This is a genomic window from Microvirga lupini, from assembly GCF_014191055.1.
In the GTDB taxonomy this organism is placed as follows: Bacteria; Pseudomonadota; Alphaproteobacteria; order Rhizobiales; family Beijerinckiaceae; genus Microvirga; species Microvirga lupini_A.
On record NZ_JACHWB010000001.1, the window covers coordinates 1063860 to 1082930 of the forward strand.

Annotated in this window: 16 protein-coding genes; all 16 read left to right on the forward strand. The window is 64.9% G+C overall.

The window, feature by feature from the left end; all coding sequences use genetic code 11:
* Positions 1 to 80 precede the first annotated feature (80 nt).
* The 16 genes from mraZ (at position 81) to ftsZ (ending at position 18811) form a co-directional block, all read left to right on the forward strand.
* Positions 81 to 578 carry a division/cell wall cluster transcriptional repressor MraZ gene (gene mraZ / locus FHR70_RS05315; protein WP_183447794.1) on the forward strand — a complete coding sequence of 166 codons (498 nt, stop codon included), beginning with the start codon at positions 81 to 83 and terminating at the stop codon, positions 576 to 578.
* Complete coding sequence (gene rsmH / locus FHR70_RS05320) at positions 575 to 1624, forward strand: 16S rRNA (cytosine(1402)-N(4))-methyltransferase RsmH (protein WP_183447796.1); 1050 nt, start codon at positions 575 to 577, stop codon at positions 1622 to 1624. The genes mraZ and rsmH overlap by 4 nt, the downstream gene beginning before the upstream one ends.
* Entirely contained in the window at positions 1621 to 2016 is a 396-nt protein-coding gene (gene ftsL / locus FHR70_RS05325) for a cell division protein FtsL (protein ID WP_183447797.1), read from the forward strand. The genes rsmH and ftsL overlap by 4 nt, the downstream gene beginning before the upstream one ends.
* The gene (locus tag FHR70_RS05330; RefSeq protein ID WP_183447799.1) at positions 2013 to 3788 is read left to right on the forward strand and encodes a peptidoglycan D,D-transpeptidase FtsI family protein; all 1776 of its coding nucleotides are present in this window, start codon (positions 2013 to 2015) and stop codon (positions 3786 to 3788) included. The genes ftsL and FHR70_RS05330 overlap by 4 nt, the downstream gene beginning before the upstream one ends.
* The gene (locus FHR70_RS05335; RefSeq protein ID WP_183447801.1) at positions 3785 to 5254 is read left to right on the forward strand and encodes a UDP-N-acetylmuramoyl-L-alanyl-D-glutamate--2,6-diaminopimelate ligase; all 1470 of its coding nucleotides are present in this window, start codon (positions 3785 to 3787) and stop codon (positions 5252 to 5254) included. Before FHR70_RS05330 ends, FHR70_RS05335 begins: the two co-directional genes overlap by 4 nt.
* Positions 5251 to 6684, forward strand: coding sequence for a UDP-N-acetylmuramoylalanyl-D-glutamyl-2,6-diaminopimelate--D-alanyl-D-alanine ligase (locus tag FHR70_RS05340; protein ID WP_183447803.1), 1434 nt, complete (start codon positions 5251 to 5253; stop codon positions 6682 to 6684). Before FHR70_RS05335 ends, FHR70_RS05340 begins: the two co-directional genes overlap by 4 nt.
* Positions 6685 to 6687: 3 nt before the next feature.
* Positions 6688 to 7773, forward strand: a complete 1086-nt coding sequence (gene mraY, locus FHR70_RS05345; RefSeq protein ID WP_183447805.1) for a phospho-N-acetylmuramoyl-pentapeptide-transferase — start codon at positions 6688 to 6690, stop codon at positions 7771 to 7773.
* 5 nt (positions 7774 to 7778) lie between these two features.
* Positions 7779 to 9170: a UDP-N-acetylmuramoyl-L-alanine--D-glutamate ligase gene (gene murD / locus FHR70_RS05350; protein ID WP_183447807.1), complete on the forward strand. Its 1392-nt coding sequence runs from the start codon at positions 7779 to 7781 to the stop codon at positions 9168 to 9170.
* 4 nt (positions 9171 to 9174) lie between these two features.
* Positions 9175 to 10314, forward strand: a complete 1140-nt coding sequence (locus FHR70_RS05355; protein ID WP_183447809.1) for an FtsW/RodA/SpoVE family cell cycle protein — start codon at positions 9175 to 9177, stop codon at positions 10312 to 10314.
* Positions 10311 to 11435 (forward strand): undecaprenyldiphospho-muramoylpentapeptide beta-N-acetylglucosaminyltransferase, encoded by a 1125-nt coding sequence (gene murG / locus FHR70_RS05360; protein WP_183447811.1) that lies wholly within the window; start codon positions 10311 to 10313, stop codon positions 11433 to 11435. Before FHR70_RS05355 ends, murG begins: the two co-directional genes overlap by 4 nt.
* Positions 11432 to 12847, forward strand: a complete 1416-nt coding sequence (gene murC / locus FHR70_RS05365) for a UDP-N-acetylmuramate--L-alanine ligase (protein WP_183447813.1) — start codon at positions 11432 to 11434, stop codon at positions 12845 to 12847. The genes murG and murC overlap by 4 nt, the downstream gene beginning before the upstream one ends.
* Positions 12847 to 13767, forward strand: a complete 921-nt coding sequence (murB, locus tag FHR70_RS05370) for a UDP-N-acetylmuramate dehydrogenase (RefSeq protein ID WP_183447815.1) — start codon at positions 12847 to 12849, stop codon at positions 13765 to 13767. Before murC ends, murB begins: the two co-directional genes overlap by 1 nt.
* A 51-nt stretch (positions 13768 to 13818) precedes the next feature.
* A complete protein-coding gene (locus tag FHR70_RS05375; RefSeq protein ID WP_183447817.1) occupies positions 13819 to 14742 on the forward strand; it encodes a D-alanine--D-alanine ligase in 924 nt (307 codons plus the stop codon).
* Positions 14709 to 15695 (forward strand): cell division protein FtsQ/DivIB, encoded by a 987-nt coding sequence (locus tag FHR70_RS05380; protein WP_183447819.1) that lies wholly within the window; start codon positions 14709 to 14711, stop codon positions 15693 to 15695. Before FHR70_RS05375 ends, FHR70_RS05380 begins: the two co-directional genes overlap by 34 nt.
* On the forward strand, positions 15692 to 17014 hold the full coding sequence (ftsA, locus tag FHR70_RS05385; protein ID WP_183447821.1) for a cell division protein FtsA: 1323 nt from the start codon (positions 15692 to 15694) through the stop codon (positions 17012 to 17014). Before FHR70_RS05380 ends, ftsA begins: the two co-directional genes overlap by 4 nt.
* Before the next feature lie 105 nt (positions 17015 to 17119).
* Positions 17120 to 18811 (forward strand): cell division protein FtsZ, encoded by a 1692-nt coding sequence (gene ftsZ, locus FHR70_RS05390; RefSeq protein ID WP_183447823.1) that lies wholly within the window; start codon positions 17120 to 17122, stop codon positions 18809 to 18811.
* Positions 18812 to 19071: the final 260 nt, after the last annotated feature.

Below are 19071 nucleotides of genomic sequence, written 5' to 3' on the forward strand. Positions count from 1 at the left end.
GGCGTCTCCACCGAGAACGGGTGGCGGATCCTCAAGATCCGCCTGGGGGCTGACAATCAGGAGCGTGCGAGCTGCGGCCAATGAACCGCTTCGTGTCCAATTTCACCAACAAGTTGGATTCGAAGGGTCGCGTCTCGATCCCCGCATCCTTCAGGGCCGTGTTGGCCCGGGATGGATTCGAGGGGCTCTACGTGCATCCGGCGCTCGATGCGCCGGCACTGGACGCAGGCGGCAACGTGCTTCTGAACGAGATCGATGCGTTCTTGTCGACGCTGTCGCCCTATTCGGACGAGCGGGATCAGCTGTCGACGGCATTGTTCGGAACCAGCGAGATTCTCAAGGTCGATCCGGAGGGGCGTGTCATCCTGACGGACACGGTAAAAGTGCATGCCGGGATCGGCGATACGGTGACGTTCGTCGGGCTTGGTCACAAGTTCCAGATTTGGGAGCCCGAGCGCTTCCGTGCGCACTTGGAGGAGGCGCGCACGAAGGTCCGAGATCTGAAGAAAGCGTTAGGCAACCGGGTTGTGGAGCCAAGGCTAGTGCAGAACACCTCACCAGGAGTACGGGAGCGATGATGGGACGCGGCGACGGCCCAGGAGCCGGAGCCGCTGGCGGACCGTCCCGTCACGTTCCTGTTCTCCTGGCGGAGGTTGGCACGGCGCTCGATGCAAAGCGCGGCGGCGTTTTCATCGACGGCACGTTCGGCGCGGGCGGCTACACGCGCGCCATTCTCGATGCCCATCCGCAGAACAGGGTGATCGCCATCGACCGCGATCCCGATGCGATCGCAGGCGGGGCGGGGCTCGTTACCAAATACAAGAAACGTCTGATACTCGTGCCGGGACGCTTCGGCGATCTCGACGAGATCGCGCGTGCCCAAGGGTTCGACGGTGTCGACGGCGTCGTGCTCGACATCGGCGTATCGTCCATGCAGCTCGATCAGGCCGAGCGCGGCTTCTCGTTCCGCAACGAAGGCCCGCTTGACATGCGTATGGAGCAGTCGGGTCCGAGCGCTGCGGACCTCATCAACGAGGCGTCGGAAGCCGAGCTTGCCGACATTTTCTATCATTATGGCGAGGAGCGGCGTGCCCGCGCCGTCGCACGCGCCGTCATCGAAGCGCGGCGCCGCCAGCCTTTCGAGACCACGCGGCAGCTGGCTGATCTCGTAGCCTCTCTGATCCGGCAGGAACCCGGCGGCATTCATCCCGCAACGCGCGTGTTCCAGGGACTGCGCATCGCCGTCAACGACGAGCTCGGGGAGCTGGTGCGCGCGTTGCACGCGGCTGAGCGCATCCTCAAGCCCGGCGGTCGCCTCGTGGTCGTCACGTTCCACTCACTGGAAGATCGGATCGTGAAGCAGTTCTTCACGGTGCGCACCGGTCGGGCGCCGACGGGCTCGCGCCATCTACCAACGGCGGCCGCCCCTGAGGCCACCTTCGATGCGATCACCCGCGGTCCCGTTGCTCCCAGCGAGCAGGAAATGGCGCGCAATCCGCGGGCTCGTTCGGCGAAGCTGCGGGCCGGGGCACGGACGGATACGCCGGCACAGGAGCCCTTGAGCGCCATCACCATGCTGGCCGAACTGCCGCAGACAGCTGAGAAAAAGGGAGGGCGCCGGTGATCCGACTGCTCCACATCATCGCGATCTCCGCCCTCATCGCTTCGGCGGGCTACGCCTATTCGGTCAAGTACGAGACCCTCTACTATGTGGAGCAGGTGGCGCAGCTGAAGTCGCAGGTCAGCCGCGAGCGCGAGGCCATCGCAGTGCTCCAGGCCGAGTGGCAGTATCTCGACCGTCCAGACCGTCTCCAGGAGGCCGCCGACAAGCACCTCGATCTGCAGCCGCTGAAGATTCAGCAGCTGGCGCGTCTGTCCGACCTGCCGAACCGGCCGTCCCGCGAGGACGAGATCGGCCGCAAGCTCGAAGCGCTCGGATTGCTGGAGCCGACTTCGACCCCGAAGGACAGGAATTCGGACGCCCGCACCCCGACGACTCAAACTCCGAAACGGTGAGCCTCGTGTCGCAAGAGCCCCAAACCGAATGGCAGGGTCAGCCCACCTATCAAAAGCGGGGCGTGCTCGGGCACGCCCGCGAGCTGTTTCGCCTGCGGCATGACAAGAGCACGTCGCGCGTTGGCCTTGCGGCCGTGTGCTTCGTCGGCCTATTCAGTCTGATCGGCGGGCGCCTCGTTCATCTGGCCGTCACCAGCGAGAATACGAGCGAAGTGCGCCGTGCGGCCTCGTCCGAAATCTCCGCCGCGCGTCCCGATATCGTCGACCGCAACGGCGAGATCCTCGCCACCGACGTGAAGATGGTGTCGGTCTTCGCCGAGCCGCGCAACATCGTCGACAAGGACGAGGCGGTTGAGCTGCTGACCGCCGTGCTGCCTGATCTCGATGCCACGGACCTGCGCAACAAGCTCGGCACGAAGAAGGGTTTCGTCTGGGTCAAGCGCGAGATCACGCCGCGTCAGCAGGCGGAGGTGCATCGCCTGGGCATTCCCGGTATCGGCTTTCTCCCTGAGAACAAGCGCGTCTATCCCAATGCGGAAGCCGCCGCCCACGTGCTCGGCTTCGCCAATGTGGACAATGTGGGCATCGCCGGCATCGAGAAATACATCGACAGCATGGGTCTGCAGGACCTCAACGGTGCAGGCTTCAACATCTCTGCGGCCGACTTGAAGCCCATTCAGCTCTCGCTGGATCTGCGCGTGCAGCATGCCCTTCGCGATGAGCTTGCCAAAGGCATGGCGAAGTTTAAGGCCAAGGCGACCGCCGGTGCGATTCTGGATGTGAACACGGGCGAGATCATCGCCCTCGTGTCGCTGCCGGATTATGATCCCAACAACCCGGTCGACGCACTCGACAAGGACCGGATCAACCGCATCAATGTCGGCGTGTTCGAGATGGGCTCGACCTTCAAGGCGCTCACCGTCGCGATGGCTCTCGATTCCGGCAAGTACAACATCAACTCGACCTTCGACGCGCGCTCCGGCCTGCGCTACGGCCGCTTCACCATCGGCGACTACCATCCGACCAGGCGCGTTCTCACCACGCCGGAAGTGTTCGTGCATTCGTCGAACATCGGCACTGCCCGCATGGCGCTTGGCATCGGCGTCGAGGGGCACAAGGCCTTCCTGCGCAAGATGGGCCAGCTCACCCGCCTTGAGACAGAGCTGCCGGAAAACGCGCTGCCGATCATCCCGCCGCGGTGGGGCGAGCTCAACACCATGACCATCGCGTTCGGCCACGGCCTTGCGGTCGCGCCGCTCCAGGCGCTCTCGGCCGTGGGTGCGCTGGTGAACGGCGGCATCATGATCAAGCCGACCTTCCTGAAGCGCACGCAGGAAGAGGCACGCCAGAACGCCCTGCAGGTGCTCAAGCCCGAGACGAGCGAGGCGATGCGCTATGTGATGCGCCTCAATGCCTCGACGCCGGAAGGCTCCGCCGGAAACGCCTCGATTGCCGGCTTCTTCGTCGGCGGCAAGACCGGCACCGCCGAAAAGGTGATCAACGGCCGCTACGCCAAGAACAAGAACTTCACCACCTTCACGGCGGTGGTGCCGTCCGACAAGCCGAAATACGTATTCCTGACCATCATGGACGAGCCGCAGGCGATAGAGGGCACCTATGGTTTCTCGACGGCAGGCTGGAATGCCGCTCCCGTGACCGGCAACATCATCGAGCGCATCGCGCCGCTGCTTGGCGTTCCACCGCGCTTCGAGCCGCCGGTGCAGCCTTTCCCGCTCATGTCGCGCCTCGGCGCCTGGGGCAGCAATCGATGAGCGCACGGTCACTCAATCTCGGCGATCTTCTCGATCTCGCGGCAGGCGACGCTCAGGCATCCCTTTCCGTCTCGAAAATCGCTTCCGACAGCCGTAAAGTGGAGCCTGGCACCCTATTCTTCGCCGTGCCCGGCACCAAGGTGGACGGCATGAGCTTCGTGCCGCAGGCAGCCGCCGCTGGCGCCGTCGCCATCGTCGGTGAGGCGGAGCGCCCGGCCGAATTGCCGGACGCCGTGGCCTATGTGCAGGTGAAGGACGTGCGCCGCACACTGGCTCTTGCGGCCGCGCGCTTCTACCCCAAGCAACCCGAGAAGGTCGTCGCCGTCACGGGCACGAGCGGCAAGAGCTCGGTGGCGGATTTTATCCGCCAGCTCTTCGCGCATCTGGGCTACAAATCCGCCAGCGTCGGCACGCTCGGCATCATCACGTCGGATGGCGCGGCCTATGGCTCGCTGACAACACCCGATCCGATTTCCCTGCATGAAAGCTTCGACCGCCTAGCCAACGATGGTGTGACCCGTCTTGCCATGGAGGCCTCTTCGCATGGCATCGACCAGCGCCGCCTCGACGGGGTGCGCCTGAACGCTGCGGGCTTCACCAATCTCGGCCGCGACCATCTCGATTATCATGCCACGACGGAAGCGTACGCGGCGGCAAAGTTGCGCCTCTTCGACACCCTGCTGCCGCAGGATGCGCCCGCGATCATCAATGCGGATGGGCCTTACGCGGATGTGTTCCTGCATGGCGTGCGCAATCGTGGGTTGAACGTCATCACCACCGGCAGCATGGGCGAGACCATCCGTCTCGTCGCAGCGCGCGCAGAGGGCTTCACCCAGGCCCTGACCATCGAGGCTTTCGGGAAAACCTTCCAGACACATCTTCCGCTTCTCGGCGCCTTCCAGGTCGAAAACGCGCTCGTCGCCGCCGGCCTCGTGCTGGCTGTTGAGGGCGAGGCTCGGGCGGCCGAGGTGTTCGAAGGCTTCAAGGGATTGAAAGGCGTGCGCGGCCGCCTGGAGCAGGTGGGCGAGGTGGATGGCGCCATCTGCATCGTCGATTATGCCCACAAGCCCGACGCGCTTGCCCATGTGCTCGATGCCTTGCGCCCCTTCGTGACGGGAAAGCTGTTCTGCATCGTGGGCTGTGGCGGCGATCGGGATCAGGGCAAGCGCCCGCTCATGGGACGCATTGCCTCGGACAAGGCCGATGTGGTCATCGTCACGGACGATAATCCTCGCTCCGAGGATCCGGCGGCGATCCGGGCCGAGGTGCTCAAAGGGGCGCGCGGAGCCCGCGAGATCGGCGACCGCGCTCAAGCCATTCGCACCGCCGTGGGCGAGCTTCGCCGGGGTGATATTCTGGTCGTGGCCGGCAAAGGCCATGAAACGGGCCAAATCATCGGCGACCGGACCCTGCCGTTCTCGGACCACGACGAGGTCCGGGCGGCCATTGCAGCGAGGCAGGGATGAATTCGCCCCTTTGGACATCAGACGAAATCAAAGCCGCCACCGGTGCCCGCATCGGCAGTGGCTTCACGAAAGGGACCGGCGCGTCCATCGACACGCGCACGCTCGAGCCTGGCGATCTCTACTTCGCCATCAAGGGTGACGTCCATGACGGCCACGATTTCGTTCAGGCCGCCCTGGAGAAGGGCGCTTCGGCCGCCGTCGTGTCCGAGGAAAAGGCTCCTGAATTTGCGGGCTCCGACAGGCTGATCGTAGTGCCCGACGTACTCGAGGCCATGCGCCAGATGGGCCGCGCGGCCCGGGCGCGTACGGGCGCAAGGATCGTCGCGGTCACCGGCTCCGTCGGCAAGACCGGCACGAAGGAGGCCATGCGTCTCGCGCTCTCGCGCCAGGGCGCGACGCATGCATCGGTTGCCTCCTACAACAACCACTGGGGCGTGCCACTCACGCTCGCGCGCATGCCGCGCGAGACCGCGTTCGGTGTGTTCGAGATCGGCATGAACCATGCCCACGAGATCCTGCCGCTCACCGGCATGGTGCGCCCGCACGTGGCGGTGATCACCACGGTCGAGCCCGTTCATATCGAGTTCTTCCCCTCGCTCTGGGGCATTGCGGACGCCAAGGGCGAGATCTTTTCAGGCCTGGAGCCCGGCGGAACGGCGGTCATCAATCGCGACAATGGCTATTTCGAGCGCATGCGCGCTCACGCCCTTGCCTCCGCGGCCGGCCGCGTCGTCACCTTCGGCGAGCACGAGGCAGCGGACATCCGCGCAAATCGCATCATCGTAAAGCCTGACCACTCCGTGGTCGACGCCACGATCTTCGGCCAGCCCCTGACCTACAGGATCGGCACGGCAGGTCGTCATCATGCGCTCAATTCCTTGAGCGTGCTTGCGGCCTCCCATGCGCTTGGTGCGGATCTCGCCCTGGCGGCGCTCTCCTTCGCCGAGTTGAAGCCGCCTGTTGGACGCGGCGAGCGCACCATGCTCACCATCGGCGATGGCGAGGCCCTGCTGATCGACGAGAGCTATAACGCGAACCCGGCTTCCATGCGCGCAGCGCTGGCCAATCTCGGCGCGGTGGAGCTTGGGCGCGGTGCGCGGCGGATTGCCGTTCTGGGTGACATGAAGGAATTGGGCGAGACGGGCCCACGACTTCACGCGGAACTGGCGGAGGCGATCAAATCCAACGGGATCGACTTGGTTTTCGCCGCCGGCGCCCTGATGCAGAACCTCGTGGATGCTCTGCCGAAAGCCATGGTGGCCGCTCACACGGACACCTCCGCCGATCTGGTCGATGCGGTCTGCGCGGTGGTTCGTCCCGGGGACGCGGTGACGGTCAAAGGCTCGCTCAGCATGAAGATGGCCCTGGTTGTCAAAACTTTGAAAGAACGTTACGGCGCGAGCCCAACGGCCCACGCGCTGAAAGGATGATCGATGTTAACTTGGTTGGCTGAGCTCAGCCCCTATTTCAGCCCCCTCAACATTTTCCGGTACATCACGTTCCGCACCGGAGGCGCGACCGCAACCGGCATGCTGTTCGTGTTCCTGTTCGGACCCGCCATCATCTCGCTTCTGCGCGTGCGCCAGGGCAAAGGTCAGCCGATCCGCGAGGACGGGCCGCAATCGCATCTTTTGACGAAGCGCGGCACGCCCACCATGGGCGGCCTGATGATCCTCGCCGGCGTGCTCGTCTCGACCCTGCTCTGGGCGAACCTCGAGAACCACTATGTGTGGGTCGTGCTGTTCGTCACCGTGGGCTTCGGCGCCATCGGCTTTTACGACGATTACCTGAAGGTGACGAAGCAGTCGCACAAGGGCTTCTCCGGCCGCTCGCGCCTCGCCATCGAGGCGCTCATCGCCGCCATCGCCTGCATCGCGATCTCGTACATGGCGACGCCGGGACTGGCGAACAAGCTGGCGCTGCCGTTCTCGAAGGACCTCATCTTCAATCTGGGCTGGTTCTACATTGTCTTCGCCGGTTTCGTGATCGTCGGAGCCGGCAATGCGGTGAACATCACCGACGGCCTCGACGGGCTTGCCATCGTGCCGGTGATGATCGCGGCCGGCACCTTCGGCTTCATCGCCTATCTCGCCGGTAACGCGGTGTTCTCCAACTACCTGCAGATCCATTTCGTGCCCGGCACCGGCGAACTCGCCGTGCTCTGCGGCGCACTCATCGGCGCAGGCCTCGGCTTCCTCTGGTTCAATGCGCCGCCGGCGCAGATCTTCATGGGCGACACGGGCTCCCTGGCGCTCGGTGGCATGCTCGGCACCATTGCGGTCGCGGCCAAGCATGAGATCGTGCTCGCCATCGTCGGCGGTCTCTTCGTGCTGGAGATCATGTCCGTGATCATCCAGGTCACGTCGTTCAAGCTCACCGGCAAGCGCGTCTTCAAGATGGCTCCGATTCACCACCATTTCGAGCAGCTGGGCTGGACAGAGCCGCAGGTCGTGATCCGCTTCTGGATCATCGCCGTCATTCTGGCCCTCACCGGCCTCGCCACCCTGAAACTCCGGTAAGGCGCATGACACCCGTCACCTCCTTCGCAGGCAAAACGGTTGCTCTCTTCGGCCTCGGAGGCTCGGGGCTGGCGACGGCCCTTGCCTTGAAGGAGGGCGGTGCGCGGGTGATCGCCTGCGACGACAATCCGGCGAAGATGGCGGAGGCCAACGCGAAGGGCATCGAGACCGCCGATCTGCGTAACGCCGACTGGTCACAATTCTCGTCGCTCATTCTCTCCCCGGGCGTGCCGCTGACCCATCCCGAACCGCATTGGTCGGCGAAGCTGGCGCGTGAGGCCGGTGTAGAGATCATCGGCGATATCGAGCTGTTCTGTCGCGAACGGGCGAAGATCGCCCCGAATGCGCCCTTCGTCGCGATCACCGGCACGAACGGCAAGTCGACCACAACGGCTCTGATTGCGCATATCCTCCGCGAGGCCGGCCGCGATGTGCAGATGGGCGGCAATATCGGCACGGCGATCCTGTCGCTTGGGCTGCCCGCCGACAACCGCATCCACGTCATCGAGTGTTCGTCGTTCCAAATCGACCTCGCGCCGTCGCTTAGCCCCACGATCGGCGTCCATCTCAACCTCTCGCCGGATCACATCGACCGGCACGGGACGATGGAGCTCTATGCGGCGATCAAGGAGCGGCTTGTGGCGAAAGCAGGTCTTGCCGTCATCGGTGTCGACGATCCGTTGAGCCGTGCGATTGCCGATTCCTGCGAAGCAAAGGGCGTGAATGTGGCTCGCGTCTCGGTCGAGCCACTTGGCGTGAAGGGTGTGTTTGCGGATGGCGAAACGCTTGTCGGCGTGACCACGTCGGACGCAGCGCCGATTGCCAATCTGTCAGGCATCAGCTCTCTGCGCGGTGCGCACAATGCCCAGAATGCAGCGGCGGCAGTCGCTATCGCGCTGGCATTGAACGTTTCTCCGGAGCAGATCCGCTCCGGCCTCCACACTTTCCCCGGCCTGCCGCATCGCATGGAGGAGGTCGGCCGCATCGGCGCGACTCTCTTCATCAACGACTCGAAGGCCACCAATGCGGATTCCACCGAGAAGGCCCTGAAGTCCTTCGACGATATTTTCTGGATCCTCGGCGGCAAGGCGAAGGAAGGCGGCATCGAGCTGCTGACATCCTATTTCTCGAAGATCCGCAAGGCCTATCTCATTGGCGCGGCTTCGGACGAGTTTGCAACGACGCTCGGTGACGATGTTCCGCATGTTCATTGCGGCACCCTCGACAAGGCCGTGGCTCAGGCGGCTGAAGATGCGCAGACGCTGGGGAGCCCTGCCGTCGTTCTCCTCTCGCCGGCCTGCGCGTCCTACGACCAATTTCCCAATTACGAAATGCGCGGAAACCACTTCCGCGATCTGGTCCGGGCATTACCCGGAATCGAAGCCAAGGGGGCTTGAGACAATGGTGTCACGCGCGGAACGCTCGGCTTTCGGCGATTGGTGGTGGACGGTCGACCGCCTGCTGCTTGCGGGCCTCGCCATCCTCATGCTGGCAGGACTCGTCTTCCTCATGGCCGGTGGTCCGCCGGTCGCGGAGCGGCTCGGGTTGTCGACATTCCACTTCGTGAACCGGCAGGTGATGTTCCTCGTCCCGGCCTTGTGCATCATCCTGAGCGTCTCGTTCCTATCCCTGCGCCACCTGCGGCGGCTGGCTCTCATTGTTTATGCGTTCGGCATGGCACTGATCCTGCTGGCGTTTCAGTACGGCCCCGAAATCAAGGGCGCGCATCGCTGGATCATGATCGGCCCGCTCGGGCTTCAGCCCTCAGAGTTCGTCAAGCCCGCCTTCGTGGTGCTCTCCGCCTGGGCCTTCTCGGAAGGCGCAAGGCGCAAGGACGTGCCGGGCACGCTGCTGGCCTTCCTGCTCCTGCCCGCCACCATCGTTCCGCTCATCCTCCAGCCTGACTTCGGCCAGACCATGCTCGTCACCATTGTGTGGTGCGGCCTATTCTTCGTCGCCGGCCTGCACTGGTTCTGGGTGATGGGCCTCGGCGGTGCAGGACTCGTGGGCATCGTGGCGGCCTATGAGTTCCTGCCGCACGTGCGTGCGCGCATCGAGCGCTTCCTCGACAAGGATTCCGGTGACACCTTCCAGGTCGACACGGCGATGGAGTCGTTCTCCCGCGGCGGCTGGCTCGGGCGCGGCCCGGGCGAGGGCTCGGTCAAGCGCATCCTGCCCGACGCCCATACCGACTTTATCTTCGCCGTCACGGCGGAGGAGTTCGGCATCATCGTGTGCATCGCGTTGCTCATGGTTTTCGCCTTCATCGTGCTGCGCGGCCTCACGCTGGCGCGCCGCAACGAGGACACCTTCTGCCGCCTTGCCGCTACGGGCCTCATTTTCATGTTCGGCCTGCAGGCCTGCATCAACATGATGGTGAACGTGCATCTTATGCCTGCCAAGGGCATGACGCTGCCCTTCATCTCCTATGGCGGCTCCTCGCTGCTCTCGCTGGCGCTCGGCATGGGCTTTCTCATCGCGCTCACGCGGCGGCGTCCGCGCGCCGAGATGATGGACCATTTCGGGCAGGACCGGGTGTGAGGATGAACGCTCCGCTCATCCTCCTGACCGCCGGCGGCACCGGCGGTCATCTTTTTCCGGCCGAAGCCCTCGCCAATGCCCTGAAGGCCTCCGGCGCCAGGGTGGCGCTCGCCACCGACAAGCGTGCCAACGCCTATGCGGGCTCGTTCCCGGCCGACGAGATCGTCGAGATTCCTTCCGCCACGCCTTCCGGCCGCTCCATCCCGCAGATGGCGAAGGCTGCGCTGATGCTGGGGCAGGGGACCTTGAAGTCCATCTCCGAGATCCGCCGGATGAAGCCGGCGGTGGTCGTGGGCTTCGGCGGCTATCCCACCGTGCCGCCGGTCATCGCCGCTTCGCTCCTCAAGGTGCCGACCGTGATCCACGAGGCGAACGGCGTGATGGGACGGGCCAACCGCCTGCTCGCCCGCCGCGCCACCGTGATCGCCACCGGCTTTGCCGACATCAAGGGCATTCCGGCCAATGTGCCGGGGCAGACGATCCATACCGGCAACCCGATCCGTCCTGCGGTGCTGGAGGCGGCGAAGCAGCCTTATGCCCCGCTTGGCCCGCAGGACTGGCTCCGTCTTCTCGTGGTCGGCGGAAGCCAGGGTGCCCGGGTGATGAGCGACGTGGTGCCGCCTGCTATCGAGAAGCTGCCGCCAGAGCTTCGCGCCCGCATCGCCGTCACGCAGCAGGCGAGGGGCGAAGACCTGGAGCGGGTGAGCGCCCATTACACGCGCCTGAATGTAGAATTCGAGGCCGAGCCCTTCTTCAAGGACCTGCCGCATCGGCTGGCCCAGGCCCATCTCGTGGTCTCCCGCTCCGGCGCTTCGACCGTGGCAGAACTTGCCGTGATCGGCCGCCCGTCGATCCTCGTGCCCCTGCCGGGTTCGCTCGATCAGGATCAGGCGGCCAACGCAAAGACCCTTGGGGATCTGGGCGCCGCCATCGTTTGTCCGCAATCGGACTTCACCTCTGAGCGGCTGGCCGGCGAGATTCAGGCGTTTTTTCAAGAGCCTGACCGCTTGACCAGAGCCGCCGCCGCCGCACATAGCGCCAGCATCACGGATGCGGCCGAGCGCTTGGCTCAGGCCGTCCTCACCCTCATTTCTGCGAATCGTAACGGAATAAGCCCATGAAACTGCCGCCGAAGCTTGGACCCATTCACTTCATCGGCATCGGTGGCATCGGCATGTCGGGCATCGCCGAGGTCATGCACAATCTGGGCTACACGGTTCAGGGCTCCGACGCCGCCGACAACTACAACGTGAAGCGCCTTGCCGACAAAGGCATCAAGACCTTCATCGGCCACAAGGCCGAGAACGTGGAGGACGCCGAGATCGTGGTGGTTTCTACCGCTATCAAACGCGACAACCCGGAGCTCGTTGTCGCCCGCGAGAAGCGCCTGCCCGTGGTGCGCCGCGCCGAGATGCTGGCCGAGCTCATGCGCTTCAAGTCCTGCGTGGCGGTGGCCGGCACCCACGGCAAGACCACCACGACCTCGCTCGTCGCGACCCTGCTCGATGCAGGCGGCCTCGACCCGACGGTGATCAACGGCGGCATCATCAACGCCTACGGCACCAACGCCCGCATGGGCGACGGCCAGTGGATGGTGGTGGAGGCGGACGAGTCCGACGGTACCTTCCTGAAGCTGCCGGCGGATGTGGCCATCGTGACCAACATCGACGCCGAGCATCTCGACCATTTCGGCACATTCGACGCGATCAAAGACTCCTTCCACTCGTTCATCAACTCGATCCCGTTCTACGGCTTTGCCGTGATGTGCATTGACCATCCGACCGTGCAGGACCTCGTTGGTCGCATCGAGGACCGTCGCATTATTACCTATGGCGAGAACCCACAGGCCGATGTGCGCATCATGGATGTCGATCCGCGGGGCGGGCAGACCAAGTTCCGCGTGATGATTCGTGACCGCCGTCCAGGCTTCCGCCTCGAACTCGAAGATCTCGTGCTGCCGATGCCGGGCGCGCACAATGCGCTCAACGCCACCGCCGCCATCGCGGTCGCGCACGAGCTCGGCGTCTCGCCGGATGCGATCCGCAAGGCGCTTGCCGGCTTCGGCGGCGTGAAGCGCCGCTTCACCCGCACGGGCGAGTGGAACGGGATCACCGTATTCGACGATTACGGCCATCATCCCATCGAGATCGCTGCGGTGCTCAAAGCCGCGCGTGCGTCGACGGACGGTCAAGTGATCGCCGTGGTGCAGCCGCACCGCTATTCGCGCCTGTCGTCCCTGTTCGACCAGTTCTGCACCTGTTTCAACGATGCCGATGCGGTCATCGTTGCGCCAGTTTATGCCGCGGGCGAGCAGCCGATCCCGGGTGCCGATCGCGACGGTCTCGTGTCGGGCCTCAAGGCCCGCGGCCATCGCAACGTGATGGCGCTGGAGAAGTCCGAAGACCTCGCTGGTCTCATCAAGGGAACCGCGAAGCCGGGCGATTACGTGATCTGCCTCGGGGCCGGCAACATCACCCAATGGGCCTATGCGCTGCCGGGTGAACTCGAGCATCTCGGCGAGAAGGCGGCCTGATGTTTGCCGACATCACCGCTGACCTGAAGGCCGGCATGCCGGAGCTGCGCGGCAAGCTGGAGGCGAATGCGCCGACGGCACCTTTGTCCTGGTTCCGCACGGGCGGCCCGGCGCAGGTGCTGCTCACGCCGGCGGACGCAGAGGATCTTGCGTACTTCCTGCAGCGTCTCGACCGCAGCGTGCCGGTTCTCGTGGTGGGACTCGGCTCGAACCTGCTCATCCGCGACGGCGGATGGGAAGGCGTCATGATCCGCCTCGGCAAGGGCTTTGCCGAAGTGTCGATCGAGCCGAACCTGCGCGTGCGCGCCGGCGCCGGCGCTCCCGACGTGAAGGTGGCGCGCGCTGCCGCCGAGGCCGGCATCGCGGGCTTGTCCTTCCTGCGCGGCATTCCCGGCGCCATCGGCGGAGCCTTGCGCATGAATGGCGGCGCCTATGGCGGCGAGACCAAGGATGTTCTCGTCGAGGCCAAGGGCCTCACGCGCACCGGCGAGGCCGTGACCTTCACCAACGCGCAGATGGGCTTCACCTATCGCCATTCCGGCGTACCGGATGACGTGATCTTCACCGAGGCTCTCTTCGAAGGTCGTCCCGGCAATTCGGATGAAATCCTGGCCGAGATGAACGCCATCACCGAGGCGCGGTCCTCGACCCAGCCGGTCAACACCCGCACGGGGGGCTCCACCTTCAAGAACCCGCCCGGTAAGAAAGCCTGGGAACTGGTCGATGCCGCAGGCTGCCGCGGGCTTCGCGTGGGCGATGCCCAGGTGTCCGAGATGCACTGCAATTTCCTGATCAACCATGGCTCCGCCTCCGCGGCCGACATCGAAGGCCTCGGCGAAGAGGTTCGCCGCCGCGTTCGCGAGATGGCGGGCGTGGAGCTCGAATGGGAGATCAAGCGGGTCGGGCTTCCCAAGCTCTGATTCGAATCACTTTCCGACCCGGTGTCGCCGGGCGCATGACGGGAGACACCCATGGCGAAGCATGTTGCCATCCTTTATGGCGGCTGGTCGGCTGAGCGCGAGGTCAGCCTGGCGTCGGGCCGTGCCTGCTGCAAGGCCCTGGAGGATCAGGGCTACAAGGTCACTCCCATCGACGTTCAATCCGATATCGCGACCGTTCTCCAGGCGGTTGCGCCGGACGTGGTGTTCAACGCGCTGCATGGACGGGTGGGCGAGGACGGGACCATTCAGGGCCTGCTTGAACTGTTAAGAATTCCCTACACGCATTCCGGCGTCCTCGCCTCGGCGCTCGCCATGCAGAAGGACAAGGCGAAAATCATCATGGCGGCGGCCGGCGTGCCGGTTCCGAAGGGGATGGTCGTTAACCGTTTCGAGGCGGCGAAAAGCCACGTCCTGCCGGCCCCCTACGTCATCAAGCCGATCAGCGAAGGCTCGTCCTACGGGGTCATCATCGTCCGCGAGGACCGGTCCCATCCGCCCCAGGAACTGCTGCGCGAGGATTGGGCCTTCGGCGACCAAGTCCTTGTGGAATCATATGTTGCGGGCCGTGAGCTGACCTGCGCGGTGATGGGTGACAAGGCCCTGGGAGTCATCGACATCCGGCCCGCCACCGGGGTCTTCTACGATTACGATGCGAAATATGTGAAGGGGGGCTCCATTCACGTCCTCCCGGCAGAAATTAAACCGAATATTTACCAAAAGGTCCAAGAGTTGGCGTTAACGGCGCATCAAGCGCTCGGCTGTCGGGGAATCAGCCGCGCCGACTTGCGGTACGACGACACTCCTGGGGGAACCGGGGAACTCGTCGTTCTTGAAGTCAACACGCAACCCGGCATGACCGAGACGAGCTTGGTGCCAGAACTGGCAGCCCATGCGGGCTATACGTTTAGCGAGCTTGTGCAATGGATGGTGGAGGACGCTACCTGCAACCGATGACGGCCTACCCGGCCGGATTCGCCGTTGCGCGCGCTGCCTCCGGGGGCCGGAGGCCCGCCTCCTCGTTCAAGCAGCCCTCCCGAATCAAGAAGCTGTTCGGCGCCTCCAGCAGCGTGCGCCGGCGCTCCTCTGGCGTTCCGCTTGAGCAGCGCCTCCCGCGTTTTCTCGGAACCGGCCTGACGCTGGCCTTCTTCTCGGCGGTCGTCGGCTATGGCCTGTGGCAGGGTGGTCATATCGACGATTTCATCCGCCAGCATGGCGAGCCGCATCATGCCCTGGCGCGGACCGTGGGCCTCGGCCTCGAGCAGGTGACGATCTCCGGCATCTCGCAGATGAGCGAAAACGAGGTTCTCGCGGCAACCGGCATCAACGGCAAGCTGTCGCTCGCCTTCCTCGACGTGAACGACCTGCGCGAGCGCCTCGAGCGTGTGCCCATGGTCAAGTCGGCGACCGTGCGCAAGCTCTATCCCAACGAACTCGTCATCACGCTCACCGAGCGCGAAGCCCATGCCATCTGGCAGCACAACGGCGAACTCTTCGTCATCGCTGCCGACGGCACGGTGATCGACCTCATGCAGGACGAGCGCTATCTTGGTCTGCCTTTCGTGGTAGGCGAGGGCGCCAACAGCCGCAGCAAAGACTATCTCGCGCTCGTCGAGGCGGCAGGGCCGCTGAAACAGCGCATCCGCGCCGGCACGCTCGTGGCCGGGCGGCGCTGGACGCTGAAGATGGACAACGGCATGGACGTGCGCCTGCCGGAGATCGGAGCCGCCGACGCGCTGGCCCGTCTCGTGAAGCTCGAACACGAGCAGAAGATTCTGGAAAAGGACGTGCTGGCGATCGATCTGCGGATGGCTGATCGCGTCGTCGTCCGCTTGACGGAAGAGGCCGCCTTGGCCCGCGCCGAGGCACTCAAGAAAAAACCAATGCGCGGCAAGGGGGTCGATACATGAGTCTCTCGGGTCACGGTTTGACGCCTCGCCTGAGGCCGCTCTCCGCACGCAAGAGCGCCATTCTCTCGGTGCTCGACGTGGGAACGAGCAAGGTCGTCTGCGTCGTGGCGGAACTGAAGCCGGCCGACGAGGTCGAGTCGCTGCGCAGCCGCACCCATGTGGCGCGCATCCTCGGCATCGGCCATCAACGCTCCATGGGCCTGAAAGGCGGCGTTGTCGTCGATCTGGAGGCGGCCGAGGCCGCGATCCGGCAGGCGGTTCATGCGGCGGAGCGGATGGCGAAGGTCGAGATCCAGTCGGTGATCGTGAATCTCACCGGCGGGCGTCTCGCGTCCGAGCATTTTGAAGCGCATGTTCCCGTGCGCGGTGCGGTGAGCGAAGGCGATGTGCACCGCGTGCTTGACGCGGCATCAAGCTACGATCTGCGCCGCGGCCGCACGGTGCTGCATGCGCTGCCCACCGGCTTCTCACTCGATGCGCAGAACCATATCGTCGATCCTGCCGGCATGATCGGCGAGCGCCTCGGCGCGGATCTGCATGTGGTGACCTCCGAGGCTGCAGCTGCACGCAATCTCATGCTGGCCGTCGAACGCTGCCATCTGGGTGTTGAAGCTGTCATCGCCACGCCTTATGCAGCGGGTCTCTCCGCGCTTGTCGACGACGAGGCCGACATGGGCTGCGCGGTCGTCGACATGGGCGGCGGCACCACGAGCGTGGGAATCTTCTCCAATGGGCATCTGGTTCACAGCGATGCCATCGCGGTCGGCGGTCACCACGTGACCATGGACATCGCGCGCGGTCTCACGACCCGCGTGTCCGCCGCCGAACGACTCAAGACCTTCTACGGCTCCGCCATCGCTTCGAGCGCGGATGACCGGGACATGATCGCGGTGCCGCAGGTCGATGAGGACGAACGGGACGTTCCGAATCATCTGCCGAAGTCGCACCTCGTTCGCATCATCAAGCCGCGGGTCGAGGAGGTTCTCGAACTCGTGCGCGACCGGTTGAAAGGCGCGGGCTTTGCGGCCCAGGCCGGACGGCGGGTCGTGCTGACGGGCGGCGCAAGCCAGCTCGTCGGGCTGCCGGAAACGGCGCGCCGCATCTTGCAGGGCCAGGTTCGTGTCGGGCGTCCGCTCGGCATCAAGGGCCTGCCCGAGGCGGCGAAAGGCCCTGCCTTTTCGGCGGTGGTCGGCCTCCTGGTTTATCCGCAGGTGGCGCATATCGAGTATTTCGAGCCGCGGTCCAGCGGCTTGTTTCAGAGTACGGGAACCGACGGCTACTTCTCGCGAATGGGCCGTTGGATTCGCGAGAGTTTCTAAGACGAGTAACGCGTTGGCGCGGCGGGCCATCGTGCAGAGTTCAAGTAAACACAGGTCAGCGTCAGCCAAACGCTCATCACTATAAGGCCAGAAGAGGCACAGGTCATGGCTATCAATCAGCAAGCTCCGGATATCCGGGAACTCAGGCCGCATATCACGGTTTTCGGCGTCGGCGGTGCCGGCGGAAATGCCGTGAACAACATGATTGAATCCGGTCTGGAGGGCGTCGAGTTCGTGGTGTCGAACACCGACGCGCAGGCACTCGCCTCCTCGAAGGCCCAGCGTGTAGTCCAGATGGGCATCCAGGTCACCGAAGGCCTCGGCGCCGGCTCGCAGCCGGAAGTCGGCCGCGCGGCGGCGGAAGAGGTCATCGACGAGATCCGCGATCAGCTCGCAGGCTCTCACATGGTGTTCATCACCGCCGGCATGGGCGGCGGCACGGGCACAGGCGCGGCCCCGGTCGTGGCCCGCGCGGCGCGCGAGCTCGGTATACTGACCGTTGGCGTCGTGACGAAGCCGTTCCAGTTCGAGGGCGTGCGCCGCATGAAGCTGGCGGAAGCCGGCATCAACGAGCTGCAGCAGGCGGTCGACACGCTCATCGTGATCCCGAACCAGAACCTGTTCCGGGTTGCCACCGAGAAGACGACCTTCGCGGACGCCTTCGCGATGGCCGACCAGGTGCTCTATTCGGGCGTTGCCTGCATCACCGACCTGATGGTGAAGGAAGGCCTCATCAACCTCGACTTCGCCGACGTGCGCTCCGTCATGCGCGGCATGGGCAAGGCGATGATGGGCACGGGCGAAGCTTCCGGCGAGAAGCGCGCCATCCGCGCCGCTGAAGCGGCGATTGCCAACCCGCTCCTCGACGACGTGTCGATGAAGGGTGCCCGCGGCCTGTTGATCTCCATCACCGGCGGCAACGATCTTACCCTCTACGAACTCGACGAGGCGGCCACCCGCATCCGCGAGGAAGTGGATCAGGATGCCAACATCATTCTCGGCGCCACCTTCGACGAGAGCCTGGAAGGCATCATCCGCGTCTCCGTCGTGGCGACCGGCATCGACCATGCGATCCTGGAGAACGGCGGCGATCTGACGGCCACCGAACAGCGCATCTCCGAGGTCGCCGAGCGCCTGCGGGCCGAGGCCCGCGCCCGCGCCACCCAGGCCACGCCGACCTTTCGCTCCGCCGCCCAGCCCGAACCGGTGAAGGCGGCTCCGATCCTGACCCAGGGCTCGCCCGTTCTGGCTCCGGCCCCGGTTGCGGCTCCTGTGGCTGCGGCCCAGCCCGTGGAGCCCGCTCCGCAGCCGATCGTGCGCGACGACGTGGTTCTCACCCCGGCCCAGCCGCGTCAGGCGGTTGCCTATGAGGCTCCCGCCCCGCAGGCACCAGTCTACGAGGAGCCGGTGGAGCAGGGCACCTTCATCCCGCCGCAGGCCGAGCGCGCCATGCGTCCGGCCCGGATGCCGCGCATCGACGAACTGCCCATGCCCGGACAGGTTGCTCTGCGCGCCAGCCGTGGCGAGGAGCCGGTTCACGAGCACAAGCCGTCCCTGATCCAGCGTCTCGCGACCATCGGCTTCGGTCGCCGCGAGGAGCCGCAGCAGGCCCACATCGAGCCCCGCCAGGAGGCCCCGCGCCAGCCCATGTCCTCGGTTCATGCCGAATACGCCCGCCGGCCCATGCCGCCCCAGGCGCAGCGGCCGCCGCAGGGCCAGCCGGCCCCGGCTCCCCGGGCTGCTTCGGAGGATGACCAGCTGGAGATTCCCGCCTTCCTCCGCCGTCAGGCCAACTAAGCGAGCCTGACAGCGCTGTCACGAATGTTACAGAAGGCCCCCAGCCCATTACCGGCTGGGGGCCTTCTTCGTTAAAAAACCATTAACTTCAATGGGTTGCGGCTTATCCCCTTTGTAACACACGGTAAGAAAGCGTGATTTGGCCTAGCCTGACAGCGGGACTAAGGTGCCTCACATCAAAAAAGGGGCACCGCTCACAAGAAGCCTGCCGCGGGAAGCACAACGCAGCCAATGCATCTTCCTCCGGCGAAACAGGCTCT